Annotated in this window: 18 protein-coding genes; 15 read left to right on the forward strand and 3 right to left on the reverse strand. The window is 73.0% G+C overall.

Features of this window, described 5'->3' with window-relative positions; translation table 11 throughout:
- The first annotated feature begins 320 nt into the window (after positions 1–320).
- Together DDJ31_RS31530 and DDJ31_RS31535 are read left to right on the forward strand one after the other, a co-directional pair.
- On the forward strand, positions 321–1,229 hold the full coding sequence (locus DDJ31_RS31530) for a DMT family transporter (protein WP_127177012.1): 909 nt from the start codon (positions 321–323) through the stop codon (positions 1,227–1,229).
- Positions 1,230–1,315: 86 nt separating this feature from the next.
- Positions 1,316–1,711, forward strand: coding sequence for a ribonuclease (locus DDJ31_RS31535; RefSeq protein ID WP_127177011.1), 396 nt, complete (start codon positions 1,316–1,318; stop codon positions 1,709–1,711).
- A 207-nt stretch (positions 1,712–1,918) separates the two neighbouring features.
- On the opposite strand, the gene DDJ31_RS31540 is transcribed toward DDJ31_RS31535, so the two are convergent.
- Complete coding sequence (locus DDJ31_RS31540; RefSeq protein ID WP_164784861.1) at positions 1,919–2,554, reverse strand: TetR/AcrR family transcriptional regulator; 636 nt, start codon at positions 2,552–2,554, stop codon at positions 1,919–1,921.
- Positions 2,555–2,666: 112 nt separating this feature from the next.
- On the opposite strand from DDJ31_RS31540, the gene DDJ31_RS31545 reads away from it, so the two are divergent.
- The 4 genes from DDJ31_RS31545 to DDJ31_RS31560 all read left to right on the forward strand — a co-directional run bounded on the left by DDJ31_RS31545 (position 2,667) and on the right by DDJ31_RS31560 (position 6,934).
- Positions 2,667–3,473, forward strand: a complete 807-nt coding sequence (locus DDJ31_RS31545; protein WP_127177009.1) for a sugar phosphate isomerase/epimerase family protein — start codon at positions 2,667–2,669, stop codon at positions 3,471–3,473.
- Positions 3,473–4,591, forward strand: coding sequence for a Gfo/Idh/MocA family protein (locus DDJ31_RS31550; protein ID WP_127177008.1), 1,119 nt, complete (start codon positions 3,473–3,475; stop codon positions 4,589–4,591). Before DDJ31_RS31545 ends, DDJ31_RS31550 begins: the two co-directional genes overlap by 1 nt.
- 166 nt (positions 4,592–4,757) lie before the next feature.
- The gene (locus DDJ31_RS31555) at positions 4,758–5,924 is read left to right on the forward strand and encodes a Gfo/Idh/MocA family protein (RefSeq protein ID WP_206280639.1); all 1,167 of its coding nucleotides are present in this window, start codon (positions 4,758–4,760) and stop codon (positions 5,922–5,924) included.
- Entirely contained in the window at positions 5,921–6,934 is a 1,014-nt protein-coding gene (locus DDJ31_RS31560) for a sugar phosphate isomerase/epimerase family protein (RefSeq protein WP_127177007.1), read from the forward strand. Before DDJ31_RS31555 ends, DDJ31_RS31560 begins: the two co-directional genes overlap by 4 nt.
- Positions 6,935–6,995: 61 nt before the next feature.
- Here the strand turns inward: DDJ31_RS31560 and DDJ31_RS31565 are convergent, their stop codons facing one another.
- Complete coding sequence (locus DDJ31_RS31565) at positions 6,996–7,205, reverse strand: hypothetical protein (RefSeq protein WP_127177006.1); 210 nt, start codon at positions 7,203–7,205, stop codon at positions 6,996–6,998.
- A gap of 178 nt (positions 7,206–7,383) precedes the next feature.
- Between DDJ31_RS31565 and DDJ31_RS31570 the strand changes: the two genes are divergently transcribed.
- The 3 genes from DDJ31_RS31570 to DDJ31_RS31580 all read left to right on the forward strand — a co-directional run bounded on the left by DDJ31_RS31570 (position 7,384) and on the right by DDJ31_RS31580 (position 10,841).
- Entirely contained in the window at positions 7,384–8,631 is a 1,248-nt protein-coding gene (locus tag DDJ31_RS31570) for a sensor histidine kinase (RefSeq protein WP_127177005.1), read from the forward strand.
- Positions 8,632–8,883: 252 nt separating this feature from the next.
- The gene (locus DDJ31_RS31575) at positions 8,884–9,564 is read left to right on the forward strand and encodes a response regulator transcription factor (RefSeq protein ID WP_127177004.1); all 681 of its coding nucleotides are present in this window, start codon (positions 8,884–8,886) and stop codon (positions 9,562–9,564) included.
- Positions 9,565–9,659: 95 nt separating this feature from the next.
- Entirely contained in the window at positions 9,660–10,841 is a 1,182-nt protein-coding gene (locus DDJ31_RS31580) for a cytochrome P450 family protein (RefSeq protein WP_127177003.1), read from the forward strand.
- 266 nt (positions 10,842–11,107) lie between these two features.
- Here the strand turns inward: DDJ31_RS31580 and DDJ31_RS31585 are convergent, their stop codons facing one another.
- Entirely contained in the window at positions 11,108–12,130 is a 1,023-nt protein-coding gene (locus tag DDJ31_RS31585) for a Gfo/Idh/MocA family protein (RefSeq protein ID WP_127177002.1), read from the reverse strand.
- 129 nt (positions 12,131–12,259) lie between these two features.
- Between DDJ31_RS31585 and DDJ31_RS31590 the strand changes: the two genes are divergently transcribed.
- The 6 genes from DDJ31_RS31590 to DDJ31_RS31615 all read left to right on the forward strand — a co-directional run bounded on the left by DDJ31_RS31590 (position 12,260) and on the right by DDJ31_RS31615 (position 18,312).
- Positions 12,260–12,997: a GntR family transcriptional regulator gene (locus DDJ31_RS31590; protein WP_171481017.1), complete on the forward strand. Its 738-nt coding sequence runs from the start codon at positions 12,260–12,262 to the stop codon at positions 12,995–12,997.
- A gap of 256 nt (positions 12,998–13,253) precedes the next feature.
- Positions 13,254–14,258 (forward strand): sugar ABC transporter substrate-binding protein, encoded by a 1,005-nt coding sequence (locus tag DDJ31_RS31595; protein WP_127177001.1) that lies wholly within the window; start codon positions 13,254–13,256, stop codon positions 14,256–14,258.
- A 17-nt stretch (positions 14,259–14,275) separates the two neighbouring features.
- Positions 14,276–15,298, forward strand: a complete 1,023-nt coding sequence (locus tag DDJ31_RS31600) for an ABC transporter permease (RefSeq protein WP_127177000.1) — start codon at positions 14,276–14,278, stop codon at positions 15,296–15,298.
- Positions 15,295–16,086 (forward strand): ATP-binding cassette domain-containing protein, encoded by a 792-nt coding sequence (locus DDJ31_RS31605; protein WP_127176999.1) that lies wholly within the window; start codon positions 15,295–15,297, stop codon positions 16,084–16,086. The genes DDJ31_RS31600 and DDJ31_RS31605 overlap by 4 nt, the downstream gene beginning before the upstream one ends.
- A 487-nt stretch (positions 16,087–16,573) precedes the next feature.
- Positions 16,574–17,722, forward strand: a complete 1,149-nt coding sequence (locus DDJ31_RS31610) for an ROK family glucokinase (RefSeq protein WP_127176998.1) — start codon at positions 16,574–16,576, stop codon at positions 17,720–17,722.
- Positions 17,719–18,312, forward strand: coding sequence for a sugar kinase (locus DDJ31_RS31615; protein WP_127176997.1), 594 nt, complete (start codon positions 17,719–17,721; stop codon positions 18,310–18,312). Before DDJ31_RS31610 ends, DDJ31_RS31615 begins: the two co-directional genes overlap by 4 nt.
- Positions 18,313–18,397: the final 85 nt, after the last annotated feature.

Consider the following 18,397-nt stretch of genomic DNA (forward strand, 5'->3'; position numbering starts at 1 on the left):
CGGCTGCCGGGACCGGCTGCTGGCGGCCGGCGGCCGGGAGGTTCCCAGGGGCCCCTTCCCGGCTCCTCCCCGGCCCGTCCGGGCCGTCAGGGGTGGCCGCTCGCGGGGCGGGTCGGTGCCGGGGGCATCCCGCGACGGCCGGGGTCTGCCGGAGCCGTCGACCGGGTTCTGCCGGTGGCGTCGGCGGGGTGGCCGGGGTCACCGGTACGGCGGCCCCGGAAACATCTGGTCGGCGACGCCTCCGCTGGGTACCGTGAGCGCTGAGCACGTGAGCCGCCGCCGTCTCCGTCCGCCCCTCGGAGACCGGGAGAGCCGCCCCCATGTCGTCGATCGCCCTGCCGCGCGCCGTCGCGCCCCGCCGTGCCTGGCTGACCGATCTGCCCCTGCTGCTGGTGGCGGTCGTCTGGGGCGCGAGCTATCTCGCCGCCAAGGACATCACCACCGCGAGGACGGTGCTGGCGGTCCTGGTGCTGCGGTTCGCCGTCGTCGTGCCCGTGCTGGTGGTCGTCGGACGGCGGGCGCTCCTGGCACTGACCGCCGCGCAGTGGCGCGGGGCCGGGCTGCTCGGGCTGATCCTCGGCGGGATCTTCCTGCTGGAGACCTACGGGTTCGTGCACACCTCGGCGACCAACGCGGGCCTCATCATCAGCCTGACCATGATCTTCACCCCGCTCGCCGAGGCCGCCGTCACCCGCACCCGGCCCTCCCGCGCCTTCCTCGCCGCGGCCGGACTCTCCGTGCTCGGCGTCCTCCTGCTCACCCAGAACGGCGGCCTCAGCCGTCCGGGCGCCGGTGATCTGCTGATGCTGCTCGCGGCCCTCGCGCGCACCCTGCACGTGCTCGCCATGGCCCGTCTGAAGGGCATCAGGGGCGCCGCCGCGCTCCCGCTCACCACCGTCCAACTCACCACCGCCGTCGTCGTGTTCGCGATCCTGTCGGCGGGCGGCGGGGGAGCCACCCCATGGGCGACGGCCGCCGGGTTCGGGGCGCGGGAGTGGGCCGGGCTGCTCTTTCTCGCGGTGTGCTGCACCCTCTTCGCGTTCTTCGTCCAGATGTGGGCCGTGCGCAGGACCTCGCCCTCCCGGGTCAGCCTGCTGCTCGGCACCGAGCCGCTCTGGGCCGCCACGGCGGGCATCGCGCTCGGCGGGGAGCGGCTCGGGGTGTGGGGCCTGGCGGGCGGCGCGCTGGTGCTTGTGGGGACCGCGTGGGGACGCGGGGCGGCACGTTAACACCGGGAAAATTCAGCGGTCGTGAAGGGAAAATCTGTCACCTTGTCATTGACATGCCATGGTCTACGCGCGTCATCATGAGGCCCATGAGATTCCCCCCACGCACCAGCCGCATCGGCGTCGCCGGCGCGCTCCTGTCCGCCCTGCTCGTGGGCGGCACCGTCTCCGCCACCACGGCGGACGCCTCCGCCGCGTCCGTCGGCAGCATCTGCTACAGCGCGCTGCCGTCCCAGGCGTACGACACCCTCGCCCTGATCGCCAAGGGCGGCCCCTACCCGTACTCCCAGGACGGCGTGGTCTTCCAGAACCGCGAGGGCGTGCTGCCCAGCCAGTCCACCGGCTACTACCACGAGTACACGGTCAAGACGCCCGGTTCCTCCACCCGCGGCGCGCGCCGCATCGTCACCGGTGAGCGCACCAAGGAGGACTACTACACCGCCGACCACTACGTGACGTTCAAGCTGGTCGACTTCGGCTGCTGACCAGCAGCCCGGCACCCGTCGAGCGACCGCCGAGTCCCCCACGACCCGGCACGCGGACCGGTGCGACCGACCGGAGGCCGGCCAGGTGCACCTGGCCGGCCTCCGGCCTGCAACCACCCACCTCGCGTGCGGCGTTCGGGCCGCGGAGAGGGTGCGCCGTCCGGGTCGCCGCGGCTGCCGGGAGCGGCGCGGTGGCGCGCGCCCCCGCTACGGGACCTCCACCCCGATCACCGTGCGCAGCACGTTCCGCAGGTGTCTCGGCATGTCGATGGTCTCCGGGCTCAGCAGCCACTGGACCTGAAGGCCGTCGATGAGGGAGATCAGGTCGGCCGCGAGGGTCGACGGGTCGACGTGGGGGCGCAGCAGTCCGCGCGCCGACAGGTCGTCGATGGCCGACTGCATCTGGCCGCGCGCGCGTTCGTAGCGGGCGACGAAGTAGGGGCGGGCCGGGTGGTCCGCCGCCGTCGCCTCGCTGGACAGGACCGCGAACAGGCTCACGATCACCGGGTTGGCCTGGTTGTGCGCGACCAGTCTGATCATGCTGGCGAAGTACTCCAGGCCGTCGCGGTCGGCCGCGCCGGTGCGGAAGAAGTGCGCGTCGTCCTGGCGTTCGCGCTGTTCGAGGACCGCTTCCAGCAGGGATTCCTTGGTCGGGAAGTGGTGGAGGAGCCCCGCCCGCGAGACCCCGCAGGCGGCGGCGAGCTGGACCATGCTCGCGTTGCGGTAGCCGACCTGCCCGAACGCGGTGAACGCGGCCTCGATGATCTGAGCGCGCCGCCGTTCGCCCTTGGGGTAGTTGCGCGGAGCCGTGCCCTGCCGCGCCGCGCCGGCCGCCTTTGTCATGTGTTGAATGCTAACCACCCCTAGAAACCGACACCCCTGTCGGTATTCTGTCTCCTGGTGCACCGCCCACACCCGCCGTACCGCGACATGTCCGTTCCGGGAGGAATCACGCATGCCCACACCGCAGTTGTCGGTCCAGCTCTACTCCACCCGCCACGCCCTCGAACTCGACGAGGACGGCACCCTCGCCCGGCTCGCCGCCCTCGGGCTGCGCAACGTCGAGGTGTACGGCTTCGTGCACCGCGCCGCCGAACTCGCCGAGGCCCTCGGCAGGCACGGCCTGACCGCCCGCACCGGACACGCCAACCTGCTCTCCCCCGAGAACGGCCACGGCGCCCCCGTACCCAGCCTGGAGGAGACGTTCGCGGCGGCCGGGGTGCTCGGTCTCCAGACCGTCTTCGACCCGTTCGTGCCCGCCGCCCGCTGGGCCGACGGAACGGAGATCGCCCGCACGGCCGCCCTCCTGAACGCGGCGGCCGAGCGGGGCGCCGCGCACGGGCTCACCGTCGGCTACCACAACCATTCGCAGGAGTTCGTGCACACCGTCGACGGCGTCAACGCCTTCGACCACTTCGCCGACCGCCTCGACCCGTCCGTCGCCCTGGAGATCGACCTCTACTGGGCCTCGGCCGGCGGCAACGACGCCGTCGCCCTGCTGCGCCGCCTCGGCTCACGGGTGCGGGCGCTGCACATCAAGGACGGCGCCATCATCGACGACCCGTTCACCTCCGGCGCCCCCTTCGACCCCGCTGACACCCGCCAGGTCGCGGCCGGCCGCGGCGAGGTGCCGCTGGACGCCGCCCTCGACGCCGCTCCCGACGCCGAGTTCGCCATCCTCGAGTTCGACCACTACGACGGTGACATCTTCGAAGGCATCGAGGCGGGCATCGCCTACCTGAGCGGGAAGGGCATCGTCTGATGACCGCACAGCACCCGGTCGGCGTCGGCGTCATCGGCGCTGGCAACATCAGCGACCAGTACCTGACCAACCTCACCCGCTTCCCCGACCTGCGGGTCGTCGTCGTCGGTGACCTCGACACCGCCCGCGCCGAGACCCAGGCCCGCGCCCACGGCGTCCCCGAGTGGGGCACCGCGCAGGACGTCCTCGCCCACCCCGACGTCGACCTCGTCGTCAACCTGACCGTCCCCGCCGTCCACGCCGAGGTCAGCTCGGCCGCCGTCGCGGCCGGCAAGCACGTCTGGTCGGAGAAGCCGCTCGCCGTCGACCGGGAGAGCGCCTGCGCCCTCCTCGACCGGGCGGCGGCGGCCGGACTGCGGGTCGGCGTGGCGCCCGACACCGTCCTCGGCCCCGGCCTCCAGACCGCCCGCAGGGCCATCGCGCGCGGCGACATCGGCACCCCGCTCTCCGCGCAGACCGTCATGCAGTACGCCGGACCCGACCTCTGGCACCCCAACCCCGAGTTCCTGTTCGCCGCGGGCGCCGGCCCCCTCTACGACATGGGGCCCTACTACCTCACCGCCCTGGTCGCCCTGTTCGGCCCGGTCGCGCGGGTCGCCGGGGTCGGCTCGACCGCGCGCGCGGTCCGCACGGTCAGGAGCGGCGACCGCGCGGGCACCGAGTTCGCCGTCGCCGTCCCCACCCATGTCTCCGCGCTCGCCCAGTTCGACGGCGGCGGAGTGAGCCAGAGCGTCTTCAGCTTCGACTCGCCCCTCACCCGCACCGGGTTCGTCGAAATCACCGGCACCGAGGGCACGTTGGTGCTTCCCGACCCCAACACCTTCGGCGGCGAGGTGCGGATCACCCGCGTCCAGGCGCGGGACCGGGACCCGGAGTGGGAGGTCGTCGCGCCGGTCGGTGTCGAGGCCGGCCGCGGCCTCGGCGTCCTCGACCTGGCACGCGCCGTCCGCGGCGGTCAACCCCACATCGCCAGCGGCGAGTTGGGGTACCACGTCCTGGACACCCTGATGTCCATCGACGCGTCGGTCGCCTCCGGCGAGTCGGTCCCCGTCACCAGCACGGTCGGTGAGATACCCCTCGTCCCCGAGGACCGCGACCCCTACGCGGCCACCCTCTGAAACCCCTCCGAACGCGGCCACCGGGTGACCCCACCCGGCCCGGCCGCCCGGTGAACCCACCCTGGACATTGGCTACTTGACCCATCCGGCGGGCGACGTCCGGCCCTGGACGCCCGCCCGGCGGACCGACCTCCACCTCTGCGCACCCACCCGACGGAGCCACCCTGTGAACCCACCCCTCCGCGCCGGATTCATCGGCGGCGGTTTCATGGCGGCCGTGCACACCCGCGCGAGCCGGGCCGCCCGTGCCCGGCTCGTCGCCCTCGCGGGTTCCACGCCCGAGCGCGGCAAGCAGGCCGCCCACGACCTCGGCGTCGAACGCTGCGAGCCGGACGCCCAGGCGCTGGCCGCGGCCGGCGACCTCGACGTCGTCCATGTGTGCAGCCCCAACCGGCTGCACGCCGAACACACCCTGGCCGCCCTGGCCGGCGGCGCGCACGTCATCTGCGAGAAGCCGCTGGCCACCACGGCGGCGGACGCCGAACGCCTGGTCAGCGCCGCACGCGAGGCCGGCCGGGTGGCCGCGGTGCCCTTCGTGTACCGCTACCACCCGATGGCCAGGCAGGCCCGCGCCCTGGTCGCCGAGGGCCGGCTCGGCACGATCCTCACCCTGGACGCCGCCTACCTCCAGGACTGGCTGCTCGACCCGGGCGACGACAACTGGCGTGCCGACAGCGCCGCCGGGGGACCCTCCCGCGCCTTCGCCGACATCGGCTCTCACCTGTGCGACCTCATCGAGTTCGTCACCGGGCGGCGCATCCACCGGCTCGCCGCCCGCACCAGGACCGTCCACGCCCACCGCGGCGGCCGGGAGGTCACCAACGAGGACATCGCGGCCCTCCTCGTCGAACTCGACGACGGAGCCCTCGGCACCCTCCTCGTCAGCCAGCTCGCGCCCGGCCGCAAGAACAGCCTCACCCTGGAACTCCACGGCACCCGGCAGAGCGTCCGCTTCGAGCAGGAGCGCCCGGAGGAGCTGTGGATCGGCCTGCGCCACGGCTCCCAGAGCCTGCTGCGCGACCCCGACCACGCCGCCGCCGACGCCGCCCGCGTCTCCCCGCTCCCGGCCGGGCACGCGCTCGGCTACCAGGACGCGTTCTCCGCCTTCGTCGCCGACGTCTACAGCGCCGTCCGGGGCCAACTCCCCGACGGGATGCCGACGTTCGACGACGGGCTGCGCGCCGCACGCCTCACCGAGGCCGTGCTCGCCTCCGCCCGCGACCACGGCACCTGGACCGAGACCGCGCCCGCGGCCTTCGAGAAGGCCCCCGCGACCACCGAGACCGCCCCCGCGACCACCGAGACCGCCCCCGCGAACGAGGACCGCACATGACCGCATCCACCCACCCCGTCACCCTCTTCACCGGCCAGTGGGCCGACCTGCCCTTCGAGGAGGTCGCCGGGCTCGCCGCCCGATGGGGCTACGACGGCCTGGAGATCGCCGCCTCGGGCGACCACCTCGACCTGCGCCGCGCCGACGAGGACGACGCCTACGCCGCCTCCCGCCTGGAGATCCTCGACCGGCACGGCCTCAAGGCCTACGCCCTCTCCAACCACCTCGCGGGACAGGCCGTCTGCGACGCGCCCATCGACTTCCGCCACCAGGCGATCCTGCGCCCCTACGTGTGGGGCGACGGCGACGCGGAAGGCGTGCGCGGGCGCGCGGCCGAGGACATGAAGCGTGCCGCCCGGGTGGCCCGCAAGCTCGGCATCGACACGGTCGTCGGCTTCACCGGCTCGTCGATCTGGCCCTACGTCGCGATGTTCCCGCCGGTGCCCGCCTCCGTCATCGACGCGGGCTACGAGGACTTCGCCGCCCGCTGGAACCCGATCCTCGACGTCTTCGACGCCGAAGGAGTCCGCTTCGCGCACGAGGTCCACCCCGGCGAGATCGCCTACGACTACTGGACCAGTGTCCGCACCCTGGAGGCGATCGGCCACCGGGAGGCGTTCGGCTTCAACTGGGACCCCAGCCACATGATGTGGCAGAACATCGACCCGGTCGGCTTCATCACCGACTTCAAGGACCGCATCTACCACGTCGACTGCAAGGACACCCGGCTGCGTCCGCGCAACGGCAGGGCCGGCGTCCTCGGCTCCCACCAGCCCTGGGGCGACCCGCGCCGCGGCTGGGACTTCGTCTCCACCGGCCACGGCGACGTCCCCTGGGAGGACTCCTTCCGCGCCCTGGAGTCCATCGGCTACGACGGCCCCATCTCCATCGAGTGGGAGGACGCGGGCATGGACCGCCTGCACGGCGCCGCCGAGGCGGTCACCTTCGTCCGCTCCCTGCTGTGGCCGGTGCCGCAGGCGTCCTTCGACGCGGCGTTCAGCAACCAGTAGACCGGCCGACGGGGGCGCGGGGCGCCGGCGTCCGAGGCCCCCGTCAGCGCCGTCAGCGTCGTCAGCCCCGTCCCTGCCGGCCGCGGCTCTCCGCGGCCGCGAACAGCGCGCCCGCCGCGACCAGCAGGGCGACGCTCGCGTAGACCTCGTAGCCGTCGAGGAACCCCAGCCTCCGCACCACCCCAACGGGCCGGCCCGTGAACGCGTGCGCCAGCCCGAGCACGCCCTGCGTCAGCGCGAGGAGACCGAGCAGTTCCAGCAGTCGCTTCATGGCCCCACCCTCACCCCGCGGCCCGGCCCGACGCGTCGGCCGCGGGGCGCGGGCCGCCCGCCGTAAGTGGACGGCCGCGGGTGCCCGCCGCACCGAAAGTCCCCGGCACCGCGACTTTGGTCGACGATCTGGGCCGGACGGCGCTCGGCCCCTCCGCACCCGCATAGATTTGTCGACCGTGAGTGGTGACAAGGCGGCCCCGGCGCCGCAGACGTACCGCGAGCGCCGATGGCTGTTCCCGTCCGCGCTCCTGCACGAGCTGGACCCGGACTCGGTGCCCGAGGGACGCAGGCCGCGGCGCACCGCGCGCGACTGGGTGGTGGACTTCAGCGCGTTCCTGCTCGCCGTGGTCGTGGGCCTCGCGAGCGCGCAGAGCCTCTCCCACGCCGATCTGCCGGCCGGGGTCGCCACCGCCGACCAGGTGACCGGCGCGCTGGCGTGCGCGGCCGTCTGGGCCCGCCGCCGCTGGCCGGTCGGCCTCGCCGTCGCCATGATCCCCACCGGCCTGGTCTCCAGCACCGCGGGCGGCGCCGCGATGATCGTCCTGTTCACGCTCGCCGTGCACCGCCCGTTCCGGTACGTCGGCTGGATCGGCGGCATCAACCTCGCCCTGGTCCCGTTCTACTTCTGGCTGCGCCCCGACCCCGACCTGTCCTGGGGCGGCGTCGTCGCCTTCACCGGGCTGCTGACCGTCACCGTCATCGGCTGGGGCATGTTCGTGCGCTCCAAGCGCCAGCTCATGGTCAGCCTCCGCGACCGCGCCCGCCGCGCCGAGACCGAGGCGTTCCTGCGCGCCGAACGGGCCCAGCGGCTGGCCCGCGAGTCCATCGCGCGCGAGATGCACGACGTCCTCGCCCACCGGCTGACCCTGCTCAGCGTGCACGCCGGCGCCCTGGAGTTCCGCCCGGACGCGCCCCGCGAGGAGATCGTCAGAGCGGCGGGCGTCATCCGGGAGAGCGCCCACGAGGCCCTCCAGGACCTGCGGGAGATCATCGGCGTGCTGCGGGCCGGGGAGGGCGACGAGGCGGGCCGCCCGCAGCCGACGCTGGCCGCCCTCGACTCCCTGGTCAGCGAGTCCCGCGAGGCCGGCATGAAGGTCGTCCTCGACAACCGCGTCACCGACCCCGCCGGCGTCCCCGCGTCGGTCGGCCGCACCGCCTACCGCATCGCGCAGGAGGCCCTCACCAACGCCCGCAAACACGCCCCGGGCACCGAGGTGACGGTGACCGTCACGGGAGCCCCCGGCGAGGGCCTCACGGTGACCGTCCGCAACCCCGCACCCGACGGCGACGTGCCGTCGGTCCCCGGCTCGGGACAGGGCCTCATCGGCCTCACCGAACGCGCCATACTGGCCGGCGGCCGCCTGGAGCACGGCCCGGAGGACGACGGCGGCTTCACCGTCGCGGCCTGGCTGCCCTGGGGATGAGCGCAAGGCGCACGGCACGCGCGCGTACCCCGCCAGGCGATTGGGCACACGGCACGCGCGCGTACCCGCGAGACGACCGGGCGCACGGCACGCGCGCGTACCCCGCGAGACGACCGGCGCCGGGGCCGCGCGAAGCCGCAGCCCGGGTCGGCCAGGCCCTGCGCGCACCGGCCTCCCACCGCGGACCCGGGGCCGCCGGCCACCGCCGCCCGGCGCTCCCCCCGCCCGCCCAACCGTGATTACGTAAGGACCATGACTGCGATCAGACTGCTCCTCGTGGACGACGATCCACTGGTGCGAGCCGGCCTGGCCCTGATGATGGGCGGCGCGGACGACATAGAGATCGTCGGCGAGGCCGCCGACGGCTCCGAGGTGGAGGCACTCGTCGACCGCACCCGGCCCGACGTCGTCCTCATGGACATCAGGATGCCGTCGGTCGACGGACTCACCGCCACCGAGCGGCTGCGGGCCCGCGAGAAGGCCCCCCAGATCATCGTCCTCACCACCTTCCACGCCGACGAACAGGTGCTGCGCGCCCTGCGCGCGGGTGCCGCCGGGTTCGTCCTCAAGGACACCCCGCCCGTCGAGATCGTCGACGCGGTCCGCCGGGTCGCGGCGGGCGAGCCCGTCCTGTCGCCCGCCGTCACCCGCAAACTGGTCGAGCACGCCGTCGGCAACGCGGCCGACACCCGGCGCGCACGCGCGCGTGGCCGCGTCGGCTCCCTCAACGACCGGGAACGCGATGTCGCCCTCGCGGTCGGCAAGGGACTCTCCAACGCCGAGATCGGCACCGCCCTGTACATGAGCGTCGCCACCGTCAAGACGCACGTCTCGCGCGTCCTCGCCAAGCTCGACCTCAACAACCGGGTGCAGATCGCGCTCCTCGTCCACGACGCGGGTCTCCTCGACAGAGCGGGCGGCGACGGGCACTGAAGGCGCCGCCCGCGCGTTCTCCTCTCGCACGGTGAGGCCGGGGGGTTCCGACCGGAGCATGCCCCGACGCGCCTCGGTGCCTGGAGGGGGAGCACATGACCGAAGTGATCGACCTGGGCGAGCTGGGCGACGGCTTCCGCGAGGATCCCTATCCCGTCTACGCCAGGCTGCGCGCGCGGGGCCCGGTCCACCGGGTGCTGCTGCCGGCGCCCGAGAACTACGAGAGCTGGCTCGTCGTCGGATACGAGGAGGCCCGCGCCGCCCTCGCCGACCAGCGGCTCGCCAAGGACTCCACCAAGATCGGCCTACAGTCCCTCGAAGAGCAGCTGATCGGCAAGAACCTGCTGGTCACCGACCCGCCGCAGCACACCCGGCTGCGCGCGCTGGTCGGCCGGTCCTTCACCGCGCGCAGGACGGAGCTGCTGCGCCCGAGGATCCAGCAGATCGCCGACGACCTGCTCGACGCGATGCTGCCGCTCGGCCGCGCCGACCTGGTCACGTCGTTCGCGTACCCGCTGCCGCTCACCGTCATCTGCGAACTGCTCGGCATCCCCGACCTGGACCGCACGGAGTTCCGCAAGCTGAGCACCGAGGCCGTCGCGCCCAGCAGCGCCGAGAGCGCCGCGGAGGCGGTGACCGGACTCGGCGAGTACTTCACGCAGCTCATCGAGGACAGACGCTGCGCGGGGCCGGGCGACGACCTGCTGAGCGACCTGCTCCGCACCCGCGCCGAGGACGGCGACCAGCTGTCCGCCGACGAACTCCGCGGCATGGCCTTCCTGTTGCTGCTCGCCGGACACGAGACGACGGTGAACCTGATCAGCGGCGGAGTCCACGCGCTGCTCAGCCACCCCGACCAACTCGCCGCGCTGCGCGCCGACATGAGCCTGATCGACGGCGCGGTCGAGGAGATGCTGCGCTACGAGGGGCCGGTGGAGTCGGCGACGTTCCGGTTCGCCGCGGAGGACCTGGAGATCGGCGACACGCTGATACCGCGCGGCGACCCGGTGATCATCGGTCTCGACGCGGCCGACCGCGCCCCGTCCCGCTACCCCGACCCGGACCGCTTCGACATCCGCCGCGACACCCGGGGGCACCTCGCCTTCGGCCACGGCATCCACCACTGCCTGGGCGCCCCGCTGGCCCGTCTCGAAGGCCGCATCGCGATCCGCACCCTCCTGGAGCGCGCCCCCGACCTGCGTGCCGACGGCCCGCCCGGCGAGTGGCTCCCGGGGATGCTGATCCGCGGGGTCAGGAGCCTGCCGGTGCGATGGTGAGCGACGGCGACCGCTGACGGGCCGCCGGCCGCTCGCCGAGGCGCCGAGCGGCCGGGGTACAACAGCCGGGGGACTGGGGTCCACCGGAGCGGCGACGCGGCGACGCGGCGACGCGGTGTCGCGGTGGGCCGCGGGGCCGGCGGTGCCCGGCGTTTCCCACCGTGATCGCCGGTGCCTCCCACTGCTCCCCGCCGCTCTCCAGTGGGTCCTGTGAGTCCCGGGAGGTCCCGGCAGGTCCTGGGGAGTCCCGGCAGGTCCCGGGCCTCTCAGCCGATCGCCCACTCCGCTCCGCCCGGCAGCTCCGAGAGGGCGACCGGGCGGCGGGCGTGCCGGGAGACCTCGCAGGCCTCGGCGATCCGCAGCGCCTGGAGGGCCTCACGCCCGTCACAGGGGTTCACCCGGCGGCCGAGCACCACCTCGACGAAGGCGGACAGCTCGGCCTCGTAGGCGGGCCCGAAGCGCTCCTGGAAGGACGACCACGGCTTGTCGGCGGCCGGGGGCCCGGTCGGCTCGGTGGAGGCGATCGGCGTCCGGTCGTCGAGGCCGACGACGATCTGGTCCAGCTCCCCGGCCAGCTCCATCCGGACGTCGTACCCGGCGCCGTTGAGCCGGGTCGCGGTGGCGGTGGCGAGGGTGCCGTCGTCGAGCCGCAGCAGCGCGGCGCCCGTGTCGACGTCACCGGCCTCGCGGAACATCGGCGGCCCGGCGTCGGAGCCGACGGCGTACACGTCGACGACCTCGCGCCCGGTCACCCAGCGCAGCACGTCGAAGTCGTGGATCAGCGTGTCCCGGTATAACCCGCCCGACAGCGGCAGCCAGGAGGCCAACGGCGGCTTCTCGTCGCTGGTCAGCGCGCGCACGGTGTGCAGCCGCCCGAGCCGGCCCGACCGCACGGCCTCCCGGGCGCCGATGTACCCGGCGTCGAAGCGGCGCTGGAAGCCCATCTGGAGGACCGTCCCCGCGGTCTCCACCTCGGCGATGGCCTGGAGGGTGCCCGGCAGGTCGAGGGCGATGGGCTTCTCGCAGAACACCGGCAGGCCCGAGCGGGCCGCCCGGCCGATCAGCTCGGCGTGCGCGGACGTCGTGGCGGTGATCACCACCGCGTCCACGCCCCACCGGAAGATCTCGTCGACCCCCGGCGCCGCCGTCTCCCCTATGCGGTGGGCCAGCTCCTGGGCCCGTGCCGGATCCCTGTCCGTCAGGATCAGCGATCCGACCTCCCGATGGCGACTGAGCGTGTTCGCGTGGATCCTGCCGATGCGGCCCGTCCCGATGACCCCGATGCGCATGGAAACAAAGTGGGGTGCCGGACCGTACGCTGTCAATCCGCATGTCCTGACAATCGGACTGCGCAACTTCCCGTCACCTACGCACAGAGCTACGCTCGGCCCGTGCCGAAACCAGAAGTGGACCCGACCGTGTCGCTCGACCTCAGTGTGGACCGGAGCAGCCCGGTGCCCTTGTACTTCCAGCTGTCGCAGCAGCTGGAGGCGGCGATCGAGCGCGGGGCGCTCACCCCCGGCAGTCTGCTCGGCAACGAGATCGAACTGGCCGCCAGGCTCGGTCTGTCCAGGCCCACGGTCAGGCAGGCCATCCAGTCGCTGGTCGACAAGGGGCTGCTGGTGCGCCGCAGGGGCGTCGGCACCCAGGTCGTGCACAGCCAGGTCAAGCGCCCGCTCGAACTCAGCAGCCTCTACGACGACTTGGAGGCGGCGGGCCAGCGTCCCGCGACGAAGGTGCTGGTCAACACGTCTGTCCAGGCCACCGCCGAGATCGCCGCCGCCCTCGGGGTGGCCGAGGGCAGCGAGGTGCACCGGGTGGAGCGGCTGCGGCTCGCGCACGGCGAACCGATGGCCTACCTCTGCAACCACATCCCGCCGGGGCTGCTCGACCTCGACACCGCGCAGCTCGAGGCCACCGGCCTGTACCGGATGATGCGCGCCGTCGGGATCACCCTGCACAGCGCCCGGCAGTCCATCGGCGCCCGCGCCGCGACCGCCGTCGAGGCCGAGCGGCTCGCCGAGCCCGAGGGCGCCCCGCTGCTCACCATGGAGCGCGTGACCTTCGACGACACCGGCCGCGCGGTGGAGTTCGGCAGCCACACCTACCGGCCGTCCCGCTACTCCTTCGAGTTCCAGCTGCTCGTCCGTTCGTGAGCCCGGCGGGTCCGCTCCCGGGCCGCGGGCGAGCGCTGTTGCCGCGCTCCTGACGCCCCGGGGCGGCGCCGGGTCTCCCGCCCTGCGGCGCCGAGTTTCTCGCATTGTCCGGACAATGTGACCGAGTTGTCCCACCCGGTCACGGATGTGCGATCCCTGTGTTCGATAATGGGTGGTTTGGGATCGGTGAGGTCGCTTTCGGTGGCCTCGCCCGTCCCGCGCGCACCACCGAACACAGCAAGAAGGGCACGGCCTCGTGGCACGCTTTCGTACCTGGGCGGGAATCGCGCTGGCGGGGGCACTGACCGTGTCCGTCGCCGGCTGTAGCAGCACCGGCGGCAAACGCGCCGAGGACGCGCGCGCCGCCGCGGCGGCCCAGGGCAGGTCGGCGGTGAACACGCCCCGCTGGACCTTCGCGATGATCACCCACTCCGGTGACGGCGACAGCTTCTGGGACATCGTGCAGAGCGGCGCCAAGCAGGCCGCCGTCAAGGACAACATCGACTTCCTCTACTCGCATGACGACGAGGCCCAGCAGCAGGCCCAGCTCGTGGACGCGGCCGTCGACAAGAAGGTCGATGGGATCATCGTCACCCTCGCCAAGCCCGACGCGATGAAGGCGGCCCTCGCCCGCGCCGAGAAGGCCGGCATCCCGGTCGTCACCGTGAACTCGGGCTCGGCCGAGTCCAAGAAGTTCGGCGCGCTCACCCACATCGGCCAGGACGAGGGCGTCGCCGGCGAGGCCGTCGGCGAGGAGCTGAACGAACGCGGCAGGAAGAAGGTCCTCTGCGTCCTGCACGAGCAGGGCAACGTCGGCCACGAACAGCGGTGCGCCGGGGTCCGCAAGACCTTCGACGGCGACGTCCAGAGCCTCTACGTCAACGGCACCAACATGCCCGACGTGCAGTCCGCGATCGAGGCCAAGCTCCAGTCCGACGCGTCCGTCGACGCCGTCGTCACCCTCGGCGCCCCCTACGCCGACACCGCGGCCAAGGCCAAGCAGGGCGCGGGCAGCTCGGCGGAGATCGACACCTTCGACCTCAACGCCAAGGTCGCCGCCGGTCTGAGATCCGGCGAGCTGGGCTTCGCCGTCGACCAGCAGCCCTACCTCCAGGGCTACGAGGCGGTCGACCTGCTCTGGCTCCACCGGTACAACTCCGACGTCCTCGGCGGCGGCCGGCCGGTCCTGACCGGACCGCAGATCGTCACCAAGGACGACGCCGCCGCGCTGGAGGAGTACACCAAGCGGGGCACCCGATGAGCGTCACCGATCCCGCCATGACCTCTGACGAAAGGATTCTGCGCAGCTCGCCGCTGCGCAGGCTGCTGGGCAGGCCCGAACTCGGCTCGGTCGTCGGCGCGCTCGCCGTCTTCGTCTTCTTCGCCGTGCTCGCGGACGGCTTCCTGCGCCCGACCAGCCTCAGCACGGTCCTCTACGCCTCCTCGACGATCGGCATCATGGCGGTGCCGGTCGCGCTGCTGATGATCGGCGGCGAGTTCGACCTCTCCGCCGGTGTCCTGGTGACGTCCTCGGCGCTGGTCTCGTCGATGTTCAGCTACCAGATGACGGCCAACACCTGGGTCGGCGTCGGCGTCTCCCTCCTGGTCAGCCTCGCCATCGGGGCCTTCAACGGATACGTGCTGACCCGCACCAGGCTGCCGAGCTTCATCGTCACGCTCGGCACCTTCTTGATGTTGACCGGGTTGAATCTCGGATTGACCAAGTTGATCGACAGCACGGTCTCGACGAAGTCGATCGCCGACATGGAGGGCTTCGCCTCCGCCCGCGCGGTCTTCGCCTCCACGCTCACCGTCGGCGGCGTCGACATCAAGGTGACGATCCTGTGGTGGCTCGCCCTCGTCGCGGTGGCCTCCTGGATCCTGCTGCGGACCCGGGTCGGCAACTGGATCTTCGCCGTCGGCGGCAACAAGGACGCGGCCCGCGCGGTCGGCGTCCCGGTCGAGAAGACGAAGATCGGCCTCTACATGGGCGTCGGGCTCGGCGCATGGATCTCCGGTCAACACCTGCTGTTCAGTTATGACGTCGTCCAGTCGGGCGAGGGTGTCGGCAATGAGTTGATCTACATCATCGCGGCCGTCATCGGCGGCTGCCTGATCACCGGCGGCTACGGCAGCGCCGTCGGCTCCGCGGTCGGCGCGCTCCTGTTCGGCATGACCAGCAAGGGCATCGTCTTCGCCGAGTGGAACCCCGACTGGTTCAAGTTCTTCCTCGGAGCGATGCTGCTCCTCGCGACCCTGCTCAACGCCTGGGTCCGCAAGCGGGCGGAGGCCACCAAGTGACGACGACCGCGCGGCCCGCGCCGCTGATCGAGCTGACCGACGTCAGCAAGCGCTACGGCAACGTCCGCGCCCTCGAAGGGGTCTCCCTCGAAGTGGGCGCGGGGGAGATCACCTGCGTCCTGGGCGACAACGGTGCCGGCAAATCAACATTGATCAAGATCATTGCGGGACTGCACCGTCATGACGGCGGTGTCCTGCGCGTCGACGGCGAGGAGACCCGGCTCTCCTCCCCGCGCGAGGCGCTCGACCTCGGCGTCGCCACCGTCTACCAGGACCTGGCCGTCGTCCCGCTGATGCCGGTGTGGCGGAACTTCTTCCTCGGCTCCGAGCCCAGGAAGGGCGTCGGCCCCTTCAAGCGCATGGACATCGACCTCATGCGCGAGACCACCCGCGGCGAACTCCTGCGCATGGGCATCGACCTCCGCGACGTCGACCAGCCCATCGGCACCCTGTCCGGCGGCGAGCGCCAGTGCGTGGCCATCGCGCGCGCGGTCCACTTCGGCGCGAAGGTGCTGGTCCTGGACGAACCGACGGCGGCGCTCGGAGTGAAGCAGTCCGGGGTCGTCCTGAAGTACGTGGCCGCCGCCCGCGACCGCGGCCTCGGCGTCGTCCTGATCACCCACAACCCGCACCACGCGTACCTGGTGGGGGACCGGTTCGTGCTGCTCAGGCGCGGCACGATGGTCGGCAACCACACCCGGGACGCGATCACCCTGGAGGAGCTGACCGCCCAGATGGCGGGCGGCAGCGACCTGGAGGCCCTGCGGCACGAACTGGCCCGCGACTGAGGGCGGGGCGGGGCTCTGGGGCGGGGGCGGGCGGGGCCCTGGGGGCTCTGAGCACTCCCGGAGGCCCGCCTGCGTGCCTGGGACGACCGGCGGCGCTACTTCGCGGATGCGCACCCGTCCCGCGCCGGGTCCGTGCCGCGTGCCGCCCCCGTCCCGCGCCGGGTCCGTGCCGCGTGCCGCCCCCGTCCCGCGCCGGGTCCGTGCCGCGTGCCGCCCCCGTCCCGCGCCGGGTCCGTGCCGCGTGCCGCCCCCGTCCCGCGCCGGGTCCGTGCCGCGTGCCGCCCCCGTCCCGCGCCGGGTCCGTGCCGCGTGCCGCCCCCGTCCCGCACCGCGCCCGGCACCCGTCCCGCGCCGCCTGCGTGCCGGGTCCGGCGCCCGTCCCGCACCGCGTCCCGCCCCCGTCCGTCACCGCTCCCGTGGCGCTCCCGTACCGGCCTTCGCTCCCCCGCTCGGCACCCGGGGTGGGCGTGCGGCAGAATCGAGCCCGATGAGCACCTACCGCGACTTCACCGCCCCCATCGGCTCACGCCGGGCCCCGGTACTCCGCACCGTGGGCACCCGGGAACGCCGCTCCCACCTGACGGCCCCCCGGGTCCCCACGGTCGGCATCGACATCGGCGGCACCAAGGTCATGGCGGGCGTCGTCGACGCCGACGGCAACATCCTGGAGAAGGTCCGCACCGAGACCCCGGACAAGTCCAAGAGTCCCAAGGTCGTCGAGGACACCATCGTCGAGCTGGTCCTCGACCTGTCCGACCGGCACGACGTGCACGCGGTCGGCATCGGCGCGGCCGGCTGGGTCGACGCCGACCGCAACCGGGTGCTGTTCGCCCCCCACCTGTCCTGGCGCAACGAGCCGCTGCGCGACCGCCTGGCCGGCCGGCTCGCCGTGCCCGTGCTGGTCGACAACGACGCCAACTCCGCCGCCTGGGCCGAGTGGCGCTTCGGCGCCGGGCGCGGCGAGGACCACCTCGTCATGATCACGCTCGGTACCGGCATCGGCGGCGCCATCCTGGAGGACGGCCAGGTCAAGCGCGGCAAGTACGGCGTCGCGGGCGAGTTCGGCCATATGCAGGTGGTGCCCGGCGGGCACCGCTGCCCGTGCGGCAACCGCGGCTGCTGGGAGCAGTACAGCTCGGGCAACGCGCTGGTCCGCGAGGCCAGGGAACTGGCCGCCGCCGACTCCCCGGTCGCCTACGGGATCATCGAGCACGTCAAGGGCAACATCGGCGACATCAGCGGCCCGATGATCACCGAGCTGGCCCGCCAGGGCGACGCGATGTGCATCGAGCTGCTCCAGGACATCGGCCAGTGGCTCGGCGTCGGGATCGCCAACCTGGCCGCCGCCCTCGACCCGTCCTGCTTCGTGATCGGCGGTGGCGTCAGCGCCGCCGACGACCTGCTGATCGGCCCCGCTCGCGACGCCTTCAAGCGCCACCTCACCGGTCGCGGCTACCGCCCCGAGGCCCGCATCACCCGCGCCCAGCTCGGCCCCGAGGCCGGCATGGTCGGCGCGGCCGACCTCGCCCGCCTGGTCGCCCGCAGGTTCCGGCGTGCCAAGCGCCGCCGGGTGGAGCGCTACGAGCGCTACGAGCGGTTCGCGGAGGCCCGGCGCTCCTCCGAGGACAGCGTGTGACCGCGTCCCTGCCCCGCCAGGCCGCCCCGCCGGACGAACCATCCAGGCCGTCCGAGGGCCGCGGGCACCGCAACCGGCGCCGGGCGCTCACCCTGCTGATCATCGTGCTGCTCATCGGCGTCCCGGCGGGCTACCTGGTGATCTCGGCCAACCAGAGCAGGCAGAGCGGCAAGGACAAGGAGGCCAAGTACTCGGCGACCGGCCTCACCGAGGGCTGGCCGTCGAAGGTGCAGCGCCGCCTCTACGAGGTGCCGATCCCGCACCCCTCGAACAAGGTCGCCTACTACGAGACCAACAACTGGAAGACCAGCCGCCTCTACGTGCAGTTCCAGACGACGCACGCGGGTCTCGACGCCTTCTTCAAGGAGCTGGGCGTCGACCAGGCCGACCTCAAGAAGGACGACCTGACCATCAGCACCCGCGACCAGAAGATCATCGGCTGGGAGTTCTCGGGACCCGGCTCGCGCGGCGGCGACTACTACGGCCTCGTCAACAAGCAGAAGAACCCCAAGCCGACCCAGGACGTGGTCGTGAACACCTACAACCCGACGTACCCCATGGTGTACGTCGTCTCCCGCGCCATCCCCTGACGCGGAGGGGCCCGGGACCGGCGCCCGAGGGGCCCGGGACCGGCGCCGGGACCGATTGTCAGAGGCCGCCCGTAGAGTCGTAGAC

It is taken from the genome of Streptomyces griseoviridis (genome assembly GCF_005222485.1).
GTDB classification, from domain to species: Bacteria; Actinomycetota; Actinomycetes; order Streptomycetales; family Streptomycetaceae; genus Streptomyces; species Streptomyces hintoniae.

Bases quoted from the DNA above. Each gene is read 5' to 3' on its own strand.
- DDJ31_RS31530 (WP_127177012.1), top strand. From the start codon at position 321: ATGTCGTCGATCGCCCTGCCGCGCGCCGTCGCGCCCCGCCGTGCCTGG.
- DDJ31_RS31535 (WP_127177011.1), top strand. From the start codon at position 1,316: ATGAGATTCCCCCCACGCACCAGCCGCATCGGCGTCGCCGGCGCGCTC.
- DDJ31_RS31540 (WP_164784861.1), bottom strand. From the start codon at position 2,554: ATGACAAAGGCGGCCGGCGCGGCGCGGCAGGGCACGGCTCCGCGCAAC.
- DDJ31_RS31545 (WP_127177009.1), top strand. From the start codon at position 2,667: ATGCCCACACCGCAGTTGTCGGTCCAGCTCTACTCCACCCGCCACGCC.
- DDJ31_RS31550 (WP_127177008.1), top strand. From the start codon at position 3,473: ATGACCGCACAGCACCCGGTCGGCGTCGGCGTCATCGGCGCTGGCAAC.
- DDJ31_RS31560 (WP_127177007.1), top strand. From the start codon at position 5,921: ATGACCGCATCCACCCACCCCGTCACCCTCTTCACCGGCCAGTGGGCC.
- DDJ31_RS31565 (WP_127177006.1), bottom strand. From the start codon at position 7,205: ATGAAGCGACTGCTGGAACTGCTCGGTCTCCTCGCGCTGACGCAGGGC.
- DDJ31_RS31575 (WP_127177004.1), top strand. From the start codon at position 8,884: ATGACTGCGATCAGACTGCTCCTCGTGGACGACGATCCACTGGTGCGA.
- DDJ31_RS31580 (WP_127177003.1), top strand. From the start codon at position 9,660: ATGACCGAAGTGATCGACCTGGGCGAGCTGGGCGACGGCTTCCGCGAG.
- DDJ31_RS31585 (WP_127177002.1), bottom strand. From the start codon at position 12,130: ATGCGCATCGGGGTCATCGGGACGGGCCGCATCGGCAGGATCCACGCG.
- DDJ31_RS31600 (WP_127177000.1), top strand. From the start codon at position 14,276: ATGACCTCTGACGAAAGGATTCTGCGCAGCTCGCCGCTGCGCAGGCTG.
- DDJ31_RS31610 (WP_127176998.1), top strand. From the start codon at position 16,574: ATGAGCACCTACCGCGACTTCACCGCCCCCATCGGCTCACGCCGGGCC.